This window comes from Streptomyces sp. NPDC107550 (genome assembly GCF_055639095.1).
The window spans coordinates 24642-40548 of record NZ_JBVKBC010000035.1 but is presented as its reverse complement, the minus strand read 5'-3'; the positions used below and the strand labels follow the sequence as shown (position 1 = coordinate 40548).

The 15907-nt window shown below is 69.8% G+C and carries 10 protein-coding genes; 5 read left to right on the top strand and 5 right to left on the bottom strand.

Features of this window, described 5'->3' with window-relative positions; all coding sequences use genetic code 11:
* The first annotated feature begins 92 nt into the window (after positions 1-92).
* From ACZ7LY_RS30030 to ACZ7LY_RS30010, 5 genes are all read left to right on the top strand, one after another.
* A complete protein-coding gene (locus ACZ7LY_RS30030) occupies positions 93-1337 on the top strand; it encodes a metallophosphoesterase family protein (protein WP_471627886.1) in 1245 nt (414 codons plus the stop codon).
* Entirely contained in the window at positions 1334-4546 is a 3213-nt protein-coding gene (locus ACZ7LY_RS30025; RefSeq protein WP_471627885.1) for an AAA family ATPase, read from the top strand. The genes ACZ7LY_RS30030 and ACZ7LY_RS30025 overlap by 4 nt, the downstream gene beginning before the upstream one ends.
* Positions 4547-5041: 495 nt before the next feature.
* The gene (locus ACZ7LY_RS30020; protein WP_319697799.1) at positions 5042-6637 is read left to right on the top strand and encodes a Mu transposase C-terminal domain-containing protein; all 1596 of its coding nucleotides are present in this window, start codon (positions 5042-5044) and stop codon (positions 6635-6637) included.
* Positions 6634-7407, top strand: a complete 774-nt coding sequence (locus ACZ7LY_RS30015; protein WP_078968246.1) for an AAA family ATPase — start codon at positions 6634-6636, stop codon at positions 7405-7407. The genes ACZ7LY_RS30020 and ACZ7LY_RS30015 overlap by 4 nt, the downstream gene beginning before the upstream one ends.
* A gap of 130 nt (positions 7408-7537) precedes the next feature.
* The gene (locus tag ACZ7LY_RS30010; RefSeq protein WP_344420761.1) at positions 7538-8569 is read left to right on the top strand and encodes a hypothetical protein; all 1032 of its coding nucleotides are present in this window, start codon (positions 7538-7540) and stop codon (positions 8567-8569) included.
* Positions 8570-8719: 150 nt separating this feature from the next.
* Here the strand turns inward: ACZ7LY_RS30010 and ACZ7LY_RS30005 are convergent, their stop codons facing one another.
* The 5 genes from ACZ7LY_RS30005 to ACZ7LY_RS29985 are packed head-to-tail and all read right to left on the bottom strand — an operon-like array spanning position 8720 to position 15654.
* On the bottom strand, positions 8720-10138 hold the full coding sequence (locus tag ACZ7LY_RS30005; protein ID WP_471627884.1) for a Wadjet anti-phage system protein JetD domain-containing protein: 1419 nt from the start codon (positions 10136-10138) through the stop codon (positions 8720-8722).
* Positions 10131-13202, bottom strand: a complete 3072-nt coding sequence (locus ACZ7LY_RS30000; protein WP_471627883.1) for a coiled-coil domain-containing protein — start codon at positions 13200-13202, stop codon at positions 10131-10133. Before ACZ7LY_RS30000 ends, ACZ7LY_RS30005 begins: the two co-directional genes overlap by 8 nt.
* Positions 13199-13849 (bottom strand): hypothetical protein, encoded by a 651-nt coding sequence (locus tag ACZ7LY_RS29995; RefSeq protein ID WP_346011188.1) that lies wholly within the window; start codon positions 13847-13849, stop codon positions 13199-13201. Before ACZ7LY_RS29995 ends, ACZ7LY_RS30000 begins: the two co-directional genes overlap by 4 nt.
* Positions 13850-13853: 4 nt before the next feature.
* A complete protein-coding gene (locus ACZ7LY_RS29990) occupies positions 13854-14417 on the bottom strand; it encodes a hypothetical protein (protein ID WP_053644326.1) in 564 nt (187 codons plus the stop codon).
* Positions 14410-15654, bottom strand: a complete 1245-nt coding sequence (locus ACZ7LY_RS29985) for a hypothetical protein (RefSeq protein WP_471627882.1) — start codon at positions 15652-15654, stop codon at positions 14410-14412. The genes ACZ7LY_RS29990 and ACZ7LY_RS29985 overlap by 8 nt, the downstream gene beginning before the upstream one ends.
* Positions 15655-15907 lie beyond the last annotated feature (253 nt).

Below are 15907 nucleotides of genomic sequence, written 5' to 3'. Positions count from 1 at the left end.
TTTTGCTCCAGTTATTTTGGTGTACAGTCCCGGGCTCATAAGGCACCACCGGTGCCCTCCTACGCCTCGCTTCCAGAAGGGCGCATGAAGGCATGAGCAGACTGCTCCACACCTCCGACTGGCATCTGGGCCACATCCTGCACGGGCATCCACGCGACGAGGACTTCGATACCGTCCTGGCCGAGATTGTGGCCATCGCCCGGGAGAGCCAGCCGGACCTGATCGTCCACAGCGGCGATCTGTTCCACTCCTCCCGTCCCACCGTCCGGGACATGTTCCGCGCAATGCGCGCCCTGCGCGAACTCGCCGCCATCGCCCCCACCGTGGTCGTGGCCGGCAACCACGACTCCCCCCACTACCTGGAGTTCCTCCACTTCGTGAGCGGTCCCTCCTGCGGCCGGGGCCTGTTCTTCGTCGACCGGCTCCGCCCGGCACACGACGGGGGCGTGATGACCTTCGAGGCCTGCGGCGGTGAGCAGCGCATCCGGCTGGCTGTCCTGCCCTTCGTGCACCCGAACCGGTTCTGGCGGCGCGATTCCACCTCCGGCACGACGTATGCCGACTACGCCGAGGCGATGCGCGGCCTGCAGGGGGAACTGACGGAGGCCTTGCACGAGGGGTACGACCCCGACCGGGACATTCTGCTGTTCACGGCCCACGTGTTCGTCAAAGGCGCCAGGACCTCCCCGAGCGAACGGGCCGTGGACGAGGCCTTCGAGACCCCTCCCGAAGATCTTCCGGTGGTGTCATACGCCGCTCTCGGACACATCCACCGCCCGCAGGCCATCGAGGGCCTGAAGTTCGCCGCCCGCTACGCGGGCAGCCCGCTGGCCATGGACTTCGGTGAAGCCGACGAGACCAAGAGCGTCGTGATCGTCGACGCCGACCCGGGGCGGCCGGTGCGGGTGCTGCCGCGCCGGCTCTCCAGCGGCCGGCGGCTGACCCACTTCACCGGACCCCTCGAGGAACTGAAGGCCGCGGCCGACCAGTACGACGGGACCTTCCTCAAACCGGTGATCACCGGCGAGGAGCCCGACGGGCTCCTCAGCCAGAAGATCGCCGAGATCGTCCCGAACGCGATCCTCATCAACCCGGCCCCGGCCCGGGAAGATGCCGCCGGCGCCGTCCTGGACGGTGACCTGGGCGATGAGCCGGAACTCCCCGACGCGTTCCGGGCCTACCTGGCCCGTGAGGGAGTGGACGCAGATGCCGCGGAGTCGACCGTCACCGCCTTCCTCCACCTGCTCAACGAACTCGACGACGAGACGCTGACCCCGGTCCCGGCCGAGGAACAGCTGCGCGCCGCGCTGGAAAATCCCTGGAAGGAGGCGTCGTGAAGCCCTTGCAGCTCACCCTCACGGGCGTGCGCAGCTACGCCGGCACCTGCAGCATCGACTTCACCGGCAAGCGCCTGCTCGCCATCCTGGGCAACACCGGCGTGGGCAAGTCCACCATCCTCGAGGCGATCATCTTCGCCCTGTACGGGACGTGTTCGTGGTCCAAGGACCCCAAGGCCGCCTACGAGCTGATCGGCAAGGGATGCCCCAGCATGGACGTGGCGTTCGAGTTCTCGGCGAACGGCCGCGAGTGGAGTGTGCGCCGCACCCTGCATGCGGAAGGCAAGAAGAGGCCGCAGGCCGTGCTCGAGCCCCTGGCCGATGACAGCGCCGACTTGCGGGTCGACGGCAAGTCCGCGGTGACGCAGGCGGTGACCCGGATCATCGGGCTGGACTGGGACGGCTTTGTCAGCACGGTCCTGCTGCGCCAGGGGAAGTTCGACGCCCTCCTCAAGGCCCCCAGGGCCATGCGTGCCGACATCCTGCGGCACATCTTCGGCATCAACGAGCTCGAGCGTGTACGCAAACGGGCCGGCGTGCGACTGGAGCGCCTGAATACGCAGATCACCGAGGGAACCAGGGCCCGTGCGCTTCTCCTGCCGGATCCTCATGCTGCCGCTTCCCAGGCGCTGCTGGATCTGGAACGCACCCGGGGTATCGCGGCCCGCCGGCGCGAGCGACTGGATGCGCTGCGCGCGGCCCAGAGCCGGGCCGTCGAGCACAAGCACCGCAAGACGGGCTTGGACAAAGCGGCGCGGCTGCTGCGTGAGCGCGCTGTTGCGGATTCGAGCATCACGATGGCCGCGCTGGCGCGGAAGAAGAGGGAACTCGATACCGAGGCAGCAGAGCAGGAGACCACCGGACGCGACTTGGCCGCGAAGCTGGAGGCGGCGCAGGGCGCGCTGGATACGGCCGCACAGGCCGGTGACACGCTCCGCTCCCTGTCCAGCGCGTTCGCTGTCCTGTCCCGCCTGCCGGAGCGTGCAGCCGGCCTGGACGCCGTCGAACAGCGGCTGAAGCAGGAGCAGCTTCAGCACGACGAGCACGAACAGGAGCACACGCAGGCACGACAGGAACTGGAAGAGCACGAGCAGCGCAACGCGGCCCTCGTCGAGGCCGCCGGCCGGGCCGAGCGCATGGTGAGCGAGGCGCGCACGCACACCGACCAGGTCCAGGAGGCCGTCCGGGCAGCGCTGCAGGAGGCCAACGCCGCGGCCGGGCATCTGCAGACACAGCGCACGACGCTCGAGACGGTGGAGGAACAGCGCGGCCACAGCGCCGGCCTGGAGAGCGAGCTGAAGAAGCTGCGCGGCGCTCTGGAAGCGGCCCAGGACGACCTCGCAGCGCTGCAGCGCAGGGAGGCGGCCCACGCGGCGGGTGCCGGTCTGGCACCCGGGGACGCCTGCACGGTGTGCACCCAGCCCGTCCCCAGCGACTTCGCTCCCCCGCCGCTGTTGGACGGCAAGGCACTTACTCAGGCCAAACGCAAGGTCACCACACGCTCGAACGCCGTCGAAGCGGCGGTGGAGGCCAAGGCTGAAGCGGCCGCCCAGCTGAAGGGAACCGAGCGGAAGGTCGAAAAGCACCGCCGCGGACACCTGGCCGCCCGCGAGCGCATGGACGCGGCGCTGCTCCAGGTGCAGGAGCTGGTGGATGCGGTACACCCGGCCGGTGCTCCCGCCACGGCCACCGCCCTGGACGCGCTGGGCCGGCAGACGACGGCTCAGGTGCATGCCCTCGCCGAGGGCGAACCAGTAGGCCGGGCGCAGATCACCCGTGCGGTCAAAGCACTTACCCAGCCGCTGCGCGACGCAGAGGGTGAGGCCCTCGCGGCCCACACAAGCGCCCAGGCGCAGTTGGGGGCGGCGCAGGCCGAGAACGAGGCGGCCCGGGCCGAGCTCAAGCGTCAGCGCGGCCGCCTGCAGCGTGAACGCAAACGGCTGGACAAGACCCGGCTGCAGTACGAGACCGAGCTGGCGAGTGTGCTGACGGAGGTCAGCGAACTGCCGCCCTCCATCCGCCCCGCCCAGCCCTCCCCATCACAACTGCCCTCCCTGCAGGGCATCGCCTCCGCTAAGGAGGCGGCCGGCCAGCGCCTCGAACGGCTCGAGCAAAGGACACTGGAGCGTGACGACGCCCAGAAGGCCCTCACGCTGCACAGCGAAAACCTGCAGGCCCTGGACGCACGCCGCCGGCGCACCGTCGAGACCCCCACACGCAAGCTCATCAAACAGCTGGAGCGCTGGGCGGACACGGCCACCGATGCCACAGGTCTTCTCGAGGCCGAGGCGTCCCCCGACCTGCCTCCCGTTCCGGACGCAGGCGACCTGGCCGCCGTCGACACCTACTGCATGGCCCTCACCTCGCTGCATCAGCGTCTGACCGGCGCTCTCGGGCAGGCCGCTCAGCACGCCGACGACGAGGTCCGCGCATTCGAGAAGGAGCTGATCCGCCAAGCCGGCGCCACCGCCGACGAGACGGACCCGGACCCCGGCTTCCCGGTGCCCGAGAAGAGCGACCTGCTCGCCCCCGCCGTCCTCGACCCGCTCAGCCGCAAGACCATCCAAGCCGAAGGCGCGCACGAGACGGCCAAGGCCGATCTGCGCACCGCACAGTCCCAAATCCCCTACGCCGACGCGCTGGGCTCCGCCCTCGAAGCCGCCAGCCGGCAGGCCGCGGTGTGGAAGAGCGTGAGCGACCAGCTCACCGACGGGAAGTTCCTCACCTATCTCACCGATCAGCGCACCCATGCGCTGCTCAGGCACGGCAGCAGGATCCTCCGGCAGATCTCCATGGGTGACTACGCATTCACCGATGACTTCCAGATCCTTGAACGCGCCACCAATCACGCGCGCGACCCGGAGACCCTCTCCGGCGGAGAGACCTTCCAGAGCTCCCTCGCGCTGGCGCTGGCGCTCGTCGAACTCCACAACACCAGCCACAACAAGCTGGAAAGCCTGTTCCTGGACGAAGGTTTCGGCTCTCTGGACAACATCCGCCTGGGCGACACCCTCGCCGTCCTGAGCGACAGCGTGGCCCAGGACAAGAGGGTCATCCTCATCAGCCACCTGTTCCCGGTGGCCGAGGTCGTCGACAACGTCCTACTTATCAACAAAACCGGCCAGGGCTCCACGGCCGCCTGGCTCACACCGCAACAACGCACCGCAGCCATCCACGACGGGATCCAGCGCCTGCTGGAAAACACCTGAGCAGTACCAACCGGCCACCACAGTCGCCGAGGAGCCCATCTCCCAGTCCCCGAACAGCCTCTTCGGGCGCCGGTGGCTCCGCGTTGCGGTGACCGGCAGGCCCGGTACTTCCTTCCCGGCGCATCACAGGGCGCCCCTGCATGCCTGCGGCCGGCGCTGACAAGAACTGGCTCAGCGCCGACCGCAGCCGTCCACCCGACGGCGCCGCAGCAGGGCGGCCGGGCCGGGTCCTCCCCGGTATCCCGGCGCACGAGTGCTCCTCGGGCAGCCGGGCTGTGAGGAACACGCCCCCTTCCTGGCGAAGGTGCTGATGCTCGCACCCGGCGCTGGCTGACGGCTGGGCAGTGCCCGCCTCCCCTGGCATGACGCCGCCTCACAGCCCTGGCGACGGCCCAGGGGCCGCCCGCACCGTCCTGACCGGACACCGCCAACGCCCTGCGGAAGCGCGGCACTTGTAGCCTTCCGCGCTTCGTATCCATTTAAGGAGCAGACCGCATGAATGACTCTTCTGCCGGCACGCAGGGTGCCGGCAAAGCGGTGTTCACCGCCCGCTCGGGGCGGCTGGCCGCGCTGCCGCGGTTGCTGTCGCTGGACCAGAGCGGCGAGCTGACCAGCGCACACGTGAAGCTGGTCGCCACGGCCGTGGGCCGCTCGGAGCGGGCGGTGTGGCGGTGGGTCGCCACCGCGCGCGCCACCGGCCACGTCGACGCGGCATCCCGGACACGGTTCAGCGTCACCCCCGAGATCCGGCGGCTGCTGGTGCTGTGGGGAGGCAACGCCTCCGCCGTCCACCGCGAGCTCAAGCAGCGGGCCCTGGACGATCCCCGCATGCCTGCGGCCCCGTCACTGTCGACGATCCACCGGGCGCTGCGCCGGGACCTGACGCCCGGGGAGCGGGCCGGGCTCGCCAAGGGGGAGGCCGCCCGGCGGGCCTTCGACGTGTTCGCACAGCGTCCTCCCGCGCACCGCAACGCCGCCTGGGAGGGCGACCACAAGTGCGTGCCCGTGCGGGTGCTGCTCGAGGACCAGCTCGTGCAGCCCTGGGTGACCTGGTTCATCGACTGCCACACCAAAGTCATCACGGGGGTGGCTGTGACGCCCCATGCACCCAGCGCGGATGCGGTGCTGGCGGCCCTGCGGATGGCCCTGGACCGTACCGAGCCCTTCGGGCCGGCCGGCGGCCTGCCGGGCCTGATCCGGGTGGACCGCGGCAAGGAGTTCCTGTGTGCCACCGTGGCCTCGGCCCTGGGCGCCTTCGCCGTGCCCGTCGTCGATCTTCCCGCCTACAGCCCGCATCTGAAGGGCACCATCGAAGCGCTCAACGGCGCGGTCGAGGACATGCTGTTCGTCTCCATGCCGCGCTACGTGCACCGGCAGACGCTCACCGGCGGGCGTACCGCGGATCCGGACGAGCCCGCGCTCTCCTTCGAGGCGTTCGTGGAACTGCTGCTGAAGTGGGTGCACTGGTGGAACACCGAGCACCAGCCCAGGGCGCTGGGCGGCCGTACCCCGATGCAGGCGTGGTCGTGCGATCCCACTCCCCTGCATGACGTTCCCGCCGAACAGCTGGCCCATTTCGGACTCGAGGACGACGGCCGCACCCGCACCATCACCACGCAGGGCGTGCGGTGGCGCAACCGCCACTACATCGCCCCCTGGATGGTCGGCCAGGCCGGTGTCCGTGTCGCGGTGCGCCACCTGCCCCACCACGACCTGACCATCGAGGTCTTCGGCCTGGACGGCGTACACCTGGGCAGCGCCGTTCTGGCCGAGGCGGCCAGCGAGGAGCAGGTCCGTAAGGTCCGCAGCGCCCGCACCGCGAAGGCGCGGCGGCTTCGCGCGGACATGAAGGCCGCGGCACGGCTGCGCCGCGAGCGCTTCGAGGCCGTCACCACCGCCGCCCCGCCCGAGCGTCTGGGTGCGCTGACCGAGGCGGAGGCCGAGGCAGAACTTGCCGACTCGGCTGCCACGGACCTGCGGCGGGCCGATCCCGGCTACATCCCGCACCAGCCCGTCCCGGACGGCTGGGCCCGCCCGATCCCACCGGCCGCGGACGAGCCGGAGGACGACACCCCTGAGGAGAACGCGTGAGCGGTGACATGGACTACGGCAGGCTGCCCGCAGAGGACGAGGACCACTTCCACCGCCTCGATGCGCACCTGGTGGCCACCGACGCGCTCATGACGACCCTGGACGACGTCCAGGCGACGATCGATGCCAAGGCCATGATGGTCGCCTACGGAGCGGCCGGATACGGCAAGACGATGTCGGTGAACTCGGCGCTGCGCAAGATCGCCCCCGACAACACCTACCGCCTGGAGCTGCGCTCGGGGCCGACCCCCCGCGACATCCGCCACGGACTGTTTCACGCCCTGGGGCTGCCCGGGGAACCGCCGACCCGGCCGATCGAATTCGACACGCTCCTGAAGGAGACGCTGTCGCAGACGTTCCGGGTGCTGGTGTGCGACGAGGCCCAGTGGATGGGCCGCAGTTCGTTCGAGTACTGGCGCCACCTGTGGGACGACCGCAACACCGACATCGCGGTGATCTTCGCCGGCGGCGATGGCTGCTACAAGGTCCTCAAGCGTGAACCGATGCTGGCGTCACGGATCTTCATCTGGCAGAAGTTCACGCGCATGCCCGAGGCCGAAGTCGTCGGCACACTGCCGGCGTTCCACCCCCTGTGGACCGGGGTGGACCCGCAGATGATCCGCAACATCGACCGGGCCGCGGCCCACGGCAACTTCCGCAACTGGGCCACCATCACCAAGCACATGCTCAACGGCATGAAAAAGAAGGGGCTGACCGAGGTCAAGCAGGACCTCGTCAACTGGGTGTACAGCAAGCTCGGCGGCATGTAGCAACGCCCACGCAGGCGCGGCGGCCCGGCAAGCCCGGGCCGCCGCCAGCAACCGTGCGCCGTACGGACCGGCCTGGCGCCTGGCGGTCCGGGACGGTGTGGCGGCGCGCGGCCGGGAGAGGGTTGTGGCAGTGGCGTACAGCGACGTGACGATCGTGGTGGACGAGCGGGACGACCTGTTCTACACGCGGGCGGCGCTGCAGGCCCACCGTCCCGGGGAAGGCCGCATCACCGTGCAGCCGACGCCGGCCAGCTCCAGCCCGGCCGCGCTGGCGCACGACATGCTGTATGCGCTGGGCAAGCGGCTGGCCCCCGGGCCCGACTCCCCCGATGTGTGGCTGGACTCGGTGAACGCTGCCTGGCTCGCCGCGGCTGCCTGGGGCGTCGCAATGGGGGTGCGGCACGTTGTGGTCCCCCGGGCCCATCTGCTGACCATTCGGCGCATCGACCAACTGCTCGCCTGGCGCGAGTCGACGGGGGCTCAGCTGACCCTGCTGTGGCAGAAGGCCCCGCGCGGACTGCCGCCGGCGCTGGCCCGCGTGGAGCGCCGCATCAGCGGCCGGACCCAGTTCAAGGCGCTCCTCGCCGAGCCGGGACCGATACCCGCGCGCCCCTCCTTCCCTCCCGCTCCCCCGGCGATCACGGGAGCGGCGGCGACGGCTACGGGGCAGTCACCCACCCCGCAGCCGCGCGGGACCAGGGCCGCGTCGACGAGGCCCGGGCGGCGGGCTCACCCTTGCGCCGGTGCGTTGGCCACGGCGCAGCTGGACCAGGCCGCCCCTGCCATCGAGATCGCGTCCGAGGAGGCCGCCGCTCTGGCCGCTCTCGCGCACCCGCTCATCGCCGGAGCTCTAAGCGTACTGGCCTTCACACGGGCCGGTCTGGGCAGCCTGCGCTTCACCCGCGACCTCGACATCTCCGGTGACGTCTGCGTCATCAAGCTCCACGGGGTCGGCCATCGGCACTGCCCTTTGCATGCCGTGCCTGCCTGGGCACGCCCGCTGCTGGCCGGGGCCCGCGCCCACCACCGTCTGATGGCCTGCTCGCCCAGGGAGAGCGTGTTCTCCCCTGTCATGCTGGCCGAAGCCCGGCATCTGCGCGCGCACGCCGGACGTCTGCCTCAGCTCGACTTGTCCCTGCTCGCTGGCATCCTCGTCCCTTGAGCCGTGCGCAGCGAGGCACTCGCCCTGCGCCAAAGACGCGGCAGGGTGTTGATGCCGTGTTCGCAGCAGGCCACCGGCTGGAGCAGGAAGGCTGGAGCCGGGCACGCCCGGCCCGAACCGACCTGCTGGCCGCTGCCCGCTTCTGGGAGGTCAGGAGCTGCCGGACACGTGCACGGCTTTTAGCAGACCGGGGAGTGCGGGGAGGACTTCGTCGTAGAGCGTCTCCTGTTCGCAGCCGTGCCCGTCGGTCCGGGCGATCTCTTCGGCCAGGTCGCGCAGGGCCTCGATGCCGTCGCACGCCAGCTGGGCGGCGAGCTTGCGGTTCTCCTTCAGTTTCGTGGGCTCCTGGCGGTACTTGGTGCCGCCCCGGTAGAGGTCGACGGTCATCGCGACGGGTGTGACGGGCCGCCCGATGCGGTCGGCGAGGTTGCCGATGATGCGGATGCCGTGGGCGTCGAGGTCGCCCCATGCCGCGAGGGGCAGGCCGTCGAGGCCGCGGAGGAATTCGGCCAGGCCGTCGGTCGCATAGCCCTTGCCCCAGATGCACAGCCAGGTGTCGGCGATCTCCGGGATCTTGCAGACCTGTTCGAAGGTGTCCTCGTTCTCGACCAGGAAGACGCCTCGGGCGTCGCAGGAGATCATGCCGAGGGCGCGGACACCGCGGGCGGGAAGCGCGAGCCAGGGGCGGCAGGCTGCCGCGTCGGCGATAACGGTACCGACGCGCCACTGCAGGGGGCCGCGGATGCGTAGTTCGGTGTCGGCCTTGTCGACGGCCTGATCGAAGGGGATGCCGATCAGGTTGGAGAAGGCCTGCTGCCGGGCGGGGGTCCAGGCGCTCTTGGTGTCGCGCAGGCTGCGTCCGGCGAGCTCCTTCGCGGTGATCTTGCGTGGTGCGCCTTGAGCGGGCCACCAGACGCCGGCGGCCCGGATGGCGATCTCGTATACGCGCCAGTCCTCGGCCCTGGTGGCGGTGCCTTCGGGGATCTTCAGGACCCGGCCGGGCGGCGTCGTGGCCAGCAGAGCGTGCTCATGGGCGAGCTCAGGGATGCCGGACATGATGTCGAGGAGCTCGCGGTGCAGGTCCTCAGGATGCTGGCGGCCCTGGAGTTCGGCGAGTTTGTCCTCGGCGAGTTCGGCCCATGACCGGGTCAGGGTCCATGAGCGCGGACTGTAGCCGGTGGCGTTGACGACGTCGCAGCGCAGGATGACGGCGCCACAGCGGATGAGGTCGGCCACGATCTGCCAGGCGTTGTCGCCGAGGTCGGCCTGGATGGTGGGCCAGCGTTTGGCGGTCTTGGTCTGCAGGACTTTGATCAGTTGTCGGGTAGTCAGGGTGGGTGGCGGGTCGTAGGGGCTGACGGGGTGGTCGGCGACAAGGTCGACCTGCCGGGGGCTGACGCGTCGTCGGCGGTCTCGGGGGACGCGCACGTGGATGGTGTCGTCGCTGTCCTTGGTGATCCGCGGCAGTGTGACGGCTGTGATGCCTGGCGGCAGGTTGCGCAGGGGAACGGTCTCGCGGCCGTATGCCTCGCCGATGAGGAGAGGAGGTCGGGGAGTGAGGTCAGGCATGGGCGCGTCCTGCGGTGATCCAGTCTTCGGTGAGTTGGGTGCGGGCGCCGTTGCTGTCGAAGGCCCATGCGCTGGTGGGCTGGTTGATGATGTCGGCTGCTGATGCGTGGACGAACCACAGCAGTTCCCCACAGACGTCGGCGGCGTCGGCGAGGACGCTGTCCTGGCAGGTGCCGAGGATGGTCAGGTGCTGGTCGCGTGCGACGTCGCGTAGGGCAGCGAGCATGTCCTTGCGGTTGACTTCTCCGAGGCTGTTGCCGAGTTCGTCCAGGATCAGGACTCTGCCCTGGGTGTGAGAGTCGGCCAGGAGCGCCGCGAGGACGAGCAGGATGGCGTGCACCTTGACCTGGGCGCTGTTGGCGTTTTCTCGGTAGGAGACGTATCCGCCGCTGCGGGAGCGTTTCCATCGTGGGATGACCTGCCACTGCCAGTCCCCGGCGCCCTGGGGACGGATGCTGATGTGCTCGAGTTTGGCTCCGTGGCCGTCGCTGCGCAGGTCGAGGTCGTGGAATGCGGCGCTGATCTGAGCGAAGAGGCCGTCGAGGTGCTTTTCGATCATGTCCTGGAGGGTTTCCAGGTTGCGGGCGCTGGTGGTGACGCCATCGGTGAGTTCTGCGATGGCCTGCTGCCGGACGTGCTGGTCGTGGGTGATGCGCGCTGCGGCGACCTCGTCTTGGTCCCGATGGCCGGCGAGGCGGTTGTCCAGCGGGGCTGCTACGTCGGCGAAGGTGAGGGAGGGGAGGCCGGCGGGATCGGTGTCGGCGAAGGACTGCATCATTTCCTGGCCCGTGCGGAGGTCTTGGCTGACGTCCGCGCCTGAGGTGCCGTCAACGCCGTAGTGCTCGTAGGCCCGGCGCAGTTGGTCTTCCGATTGTCGGCGCAGGGCTGCCGGCCGGGAGGAACGGGTCTGGTCCGATGTCTGGTCCAGGAGGCGGGTGGCGTCTTCGAGGGTTGCGCCCCACTGTTGCTGCCACTGGGCGGCGGCGACCTGCTCGCGCTGGCGTTCGAGGGCGGCCAGGTTGCGCTGGCGTTCCTTGAGCGCCTTGCTGGCCGCTTCCAGGGTGAGCTTTGCGCTGGTGAGGAGCTGCTTGTGGGAGGCGTGCCGGGCCACGGCCTCCTGCCAGACCTGCTGGAACTCCTGCTCGTCGCGGGCGGCGTTGGCGGAGCGGCTGGCAAGGTCGTCGATCTTGGCCTGGAGGTCGTTCTCCTGGGTGCCAAGGTGTGCGAGTTCTTCAGCCGCCTGGGCGGCTGCGTGCAGGGTCTGGGCCAGGGTGAGGGCAGCGGTGGCCGCGGTCATGGCTTCGGTGGCCTCGGTGCAGGCTTGTTCTGCGGCTGCGAGGTTGGCGCGGGCCTGTCGGAGTTGGGCTTTGCGTCCGGCCAGGGCGGTGGGGAAGCCGCCCGTCACGGTCAGCGCCAGTGCCTGGTCGCGGACGGCCAAGCCGTCGGACGAGGGAATCAGGCGCTGTTGGAGGGTGGCGAGGAAGCGGGTCACGTTCAGGGTGCTGTGAATGCCCTCGGGCAGGGCTTTCTGCCCGGTGTCGGAGGAGATGATCTGGGCGCCGGGCAGAGCGGCATGCAGCAGGCGCCGGGCTGTGTCTTCGTGCTCGGGTTCGACGACGATCGCGTCCTGCCAGGGGGCAAGGCGCGGTTCCCACTCCGGGCGTACGCCCTCGTCTACGTTGAGCTGGTCGAGCAGGCCGTGCGCACGGATGCGGTGTTCGCCCAGCAGATCGATGGCGCGGCCGGCTTGACCGCTGCGGCCCTGCTCGACGTCGTGCAGGTGGGTGCGGGCATGGGTGAGGGCGCTCTCGGCCTCGTCGCATTGCAGCTCTGCCTTGGCGTGCTCGCGTTGGCGTTGGTCCAGGCGGGCGGCAGTGGCGGTGCAGTCGCTGCCGTCCCAGCCCTGCGCCGCAGGCAGCAGGGTGGCCCGCCGGTTCCGCAACATCGCCTGTTGCGTAGTCAACTCCGTCATTTTCCTGGACAGTTCGCCGACAAGTTGTCGTGCGTCGGACCATGCCTGGTGGGCTGCGCCTTTTTGGGTGGCGAGTTCTTCGGCGGACCCGAGCAAGTTCAGACGGTCCTCGGCGTCCTGCACGAGGACCGCGGCTTTCTCGGCGGCCTGCTGCTCTTCCTCCATGAGCGCGGCAACGCGCTGGTCACTGTGGTGGGCGTCGCGGTAGGAGGCCGCGAGGTAGCGGTGCCATGCCTCGTGGCCGCGCTGGAGGGCGAGGCGGGCGGTCTCGCGGGCGCGCACACCGCTCATCACCTGTTCTTCGGCGAGCAGTGCCTGGGTGTGCTCGGCCTGGGCCTTCTCGAGGCTGATCCGATGCTGCAGGGCCTGGCCGCGCAGGTCGTCTTCCTCCTCCAGCAGGGGGGTTATGCCTGACAGGGCGATCAGGGACCGGCCGATGTCTTGGGGCTCCATCTCGGTCAGCTGCTGGCTGAGCAGTGAGGGCACGGGCGGGCGCAGGGCGGTGTCGAGGTAGGTGAGGCAGCGCGGGGCGGTGCCGTAGAGCTTCTCGGCCATGGCGCGGGCGGACAGGAGCTGGCGGGTGCCCAGTTCGCGCCACAGGGCGTCGGCCTGGATGCTGCGCTCGTGATCGGTGGGGGCGTCGGCGACGTGCAGGCCTTCGGTCCAGTTGGCCTGCAGGTAGGGGGTGGTGGTCGCGATGCGGACCCATACGGTCAGGGGGTTCGCGGCCGGTTCGTCGGGGTGGGCGAAGACGCCGACGATGTAGCCGTGGGTGACAGGGGAAGCCTGGTGAGCCTGGTCGACGCCTGCTGCGTCGGGGCAGAACAGGATGCCGCTGGCGTGCCGACCCCCGTTGGTCTCCAGGCGCCACTGCGGATCGGCCAGCAGCAGGGAGACCGCGATGAGGAAGCTGGTCTTGCCGGAGCCGTTCGAGTCGTCTTTGGGGCCGAGACCGGAGACGGCGATGAAGGTCTCCGGGATGATCGGGACGGCGTGTGCCGTGAGCCGGGCGATGTCGAAGGCCTGGACAGCGATGAGCTGGCGGTCGCCGACGATGCCCCGGGACGGGTCGGAGGTGGGCGGGGTGGTCATGATCTGTCGTGCTCCTCGTGATCAAGAGCAGTGGCCGTCGGCGCGGTGGGGTGGGCGCGGCGCCGGCGGATCGATTCGGAGAGAGCGCTGTCGGGATCGGCGAGCAGGATCAGCTGTTCGAACAGTTCGGCGCCCACAGCCGCCGTCAGCCGCAGAAACTGGTGGCCCAGGACGTAGCCCGTTCTGGTCCGCCGGACCAGGTCGGCGTCGGTGAGGCGCTGCAGCGCGCTGGTGAGAACGACGTCGGACACCTGGCAGCCCTTGAGCTGGTCCCTGGGCACGGGGGTGCCCTGGGTCCACAGCTGCTCGGGCAGGGCGGTGCCGGACGCTCGGGGAATGGCGACGCTGAACAGAAGGATCAAGGTGAGGACGGCGCGGTCGTCTCGCGGCAGGACTCCGATTCCTTCGTGCGCCAGACGTTGTCTGATCTCGTCGGTGTAACCGGAGAGGTAGCCGCCGCCGACCGCGAGCAGGGTGCGTCCGGATGCGGCCAGAACCTGTTCCACCACGATGCGCAGCGGGATCTCGGCGAGGGCACGGAAGTGGAGGGACGGTACGGGGATCACGGCGGTCTCCACGGCGCAGACCGCCGCTCGGACGTCGGCCCGCCGGTTGTGGGACAGGGCTTGCAGTGCCGGTACGTCCACGGGCTCACTTCTTCCTCGGAGCGGGCAGGATGTCGTAACCGTTGCGCAGTTCGGCCACATCGCGCTCGGACCACAGCGCGACCATGGGTCCGAGGCGGATCATGCCGTCGCCGCCGTCTGCCGCGAGGTGTCCGCATGCGCGCAGGAACCGCAGGGCCGTCAGGAAGTGCCCGGTCTGCCCCAGCACGGCCGCCCCGTCGCGGGGCGCGAGGGTGTCCTGGAGAGGAGTCAGGGCGGCGAGGACGTCCTGCTGTGCGGCGGGTTGTCCCGGGTATAGCGGCTGGCTGGGGTCAGGCCAGCAGTGGCGGATGCAGCAGGCCAGCGTGAGCAGGCGGACGGTCGAGGCGGTTCGGTGGACGTCGTTGTCGCCCAGCGCGCCACTTGCCGGTTCCACATCGGGAGCCCAGCCGGTCATCAGCTCCTGGGTCCCGTCGGGGGTGACGACATCGACCAGCCGGCGCTCCACATCGTCGGCGGCGCAGCGCAGCTGGGTGAGTTCTGCGCGGTCCGCCGGGACAGGGACCGTGCGCAGGGCTCGGGCCCGTGCCAGCAGGTAGGGGTCACTCATGGGGGCTCTGCGGTGCGGCTTCGGTGTCGTCGTTTATGTCTTGTGGGCTGTCGGGAATGCGGTACACGGTCACCGGCGAGGCGTAGGTGACCGGCCCTGCGGCGTCCACGATGACCTCGCGGGAGATGTCGAGCATGAGCGGGATAGCGGGGTCGGCTGCGGCGCGCAGCATGTCGACCAGGTGCTTGACCGCTGCCTGCCAGGGCAGGGCACGCAGGCGGGCGGTGACGTCGGCTTCGTCCTTTCCGGCCATGAGTAGGGTCACGGTGGCCTCTCGCCGCTGCCGTGCGAGCGCGGCTTTGGCGCGTGCAGTCTCGACCGGATCCGGGCCGGGCGGCTGCGTCGGGGGGCGCGGCAGGCGCTGCCGCGGCGGCGGGGGCTGGTGGTCGGCTGCAGCGGTGAGGATCTGGCCCGTGGTGATCTGGACGTGGGGCGGATCGAAGACGGTCGTGGCGAACACCTGCGCGAGCGTTTCCGTGGAGGAGCGAAGGGCCGCAGTCAGGTACTGCTCGGGTAGGAGCATGCTGAAGTCGCGCCGGGTGGTGGCTTGTTGCATGAGCCGGTCGTGGAACTCGTGGACGGCTCCTGTGTAGCGCAGGGCTTCCCGGATCAGGCGGGTGCCGCCGGAACGCAGTGCGGGGTACTGCTCGGCGACGGCATGGACGAGGTGTTTCGCTTCCTCGAGCGATGTGGTGTGGGCATGGTGGTGACGTTGGCCGAGCAGTTCTTCGATGGGCCTGGTGCGCACCAGCCGCAGCAGGTGGTTGGTGTAGTTCGCAAGGCTCCGCCGGGCCTGGGCGATCTTGGCGGCCAGTTGTTCCTCGGTCAGGGAGCCGTTCAGAAGGCCTTCGCGGGCCCGGTCCAGCAGCATGGTGATCTCCTGGACACCGCCGGCCTCCCCCAGGCGCTCGTACACCAGCAGTGCGGCACCGCTGGTCGGGTTGAACACATACCGCTGGTCGTATGACTTGCCGTGCAGCGACTCCAGCAGACGAAGTTTGATGAAGATCCGGAATCTTGAATCGAACTCGTCGGCGGAGGCCACTGCGGCGCAGGCCTGGGCTATCTCCCCGCGGCTCAGGCCGTGTTCGGAGCCGAAGTCGCCGAACACGTCCCGGACGGCCTCGGCGATGCGCAGTGCCACCGGATCGCGTGTCACTGCGCTCGGTGCAGCAGCGACCGGTGCCACGAATGGCGGTATGTGTTCTAGACCCTTCGCGTCGTCCTCCTGCTGCACGGAGAACAAGTCAGGCTGATCCGGCAAGTCCCCCTCCACCCCCGCATCACGCGCGTCCCTGGACCAGCATGACCGCTACCGGGCTCAAAGGGCCTGGAAACCACAAAACTTGTCTTTATCCATCCCCAGCCCCAGCCGCAGCCGCAGCCGCAGCCGCAGCAGTGAGCGTGTGTCAGGCGCATCGGGCTCGCCGAGGTCTCTATCGTCCGTCTCGCTGGAGCGGGGCCTCGCGTCGAGCCGGCCGCCATGTACG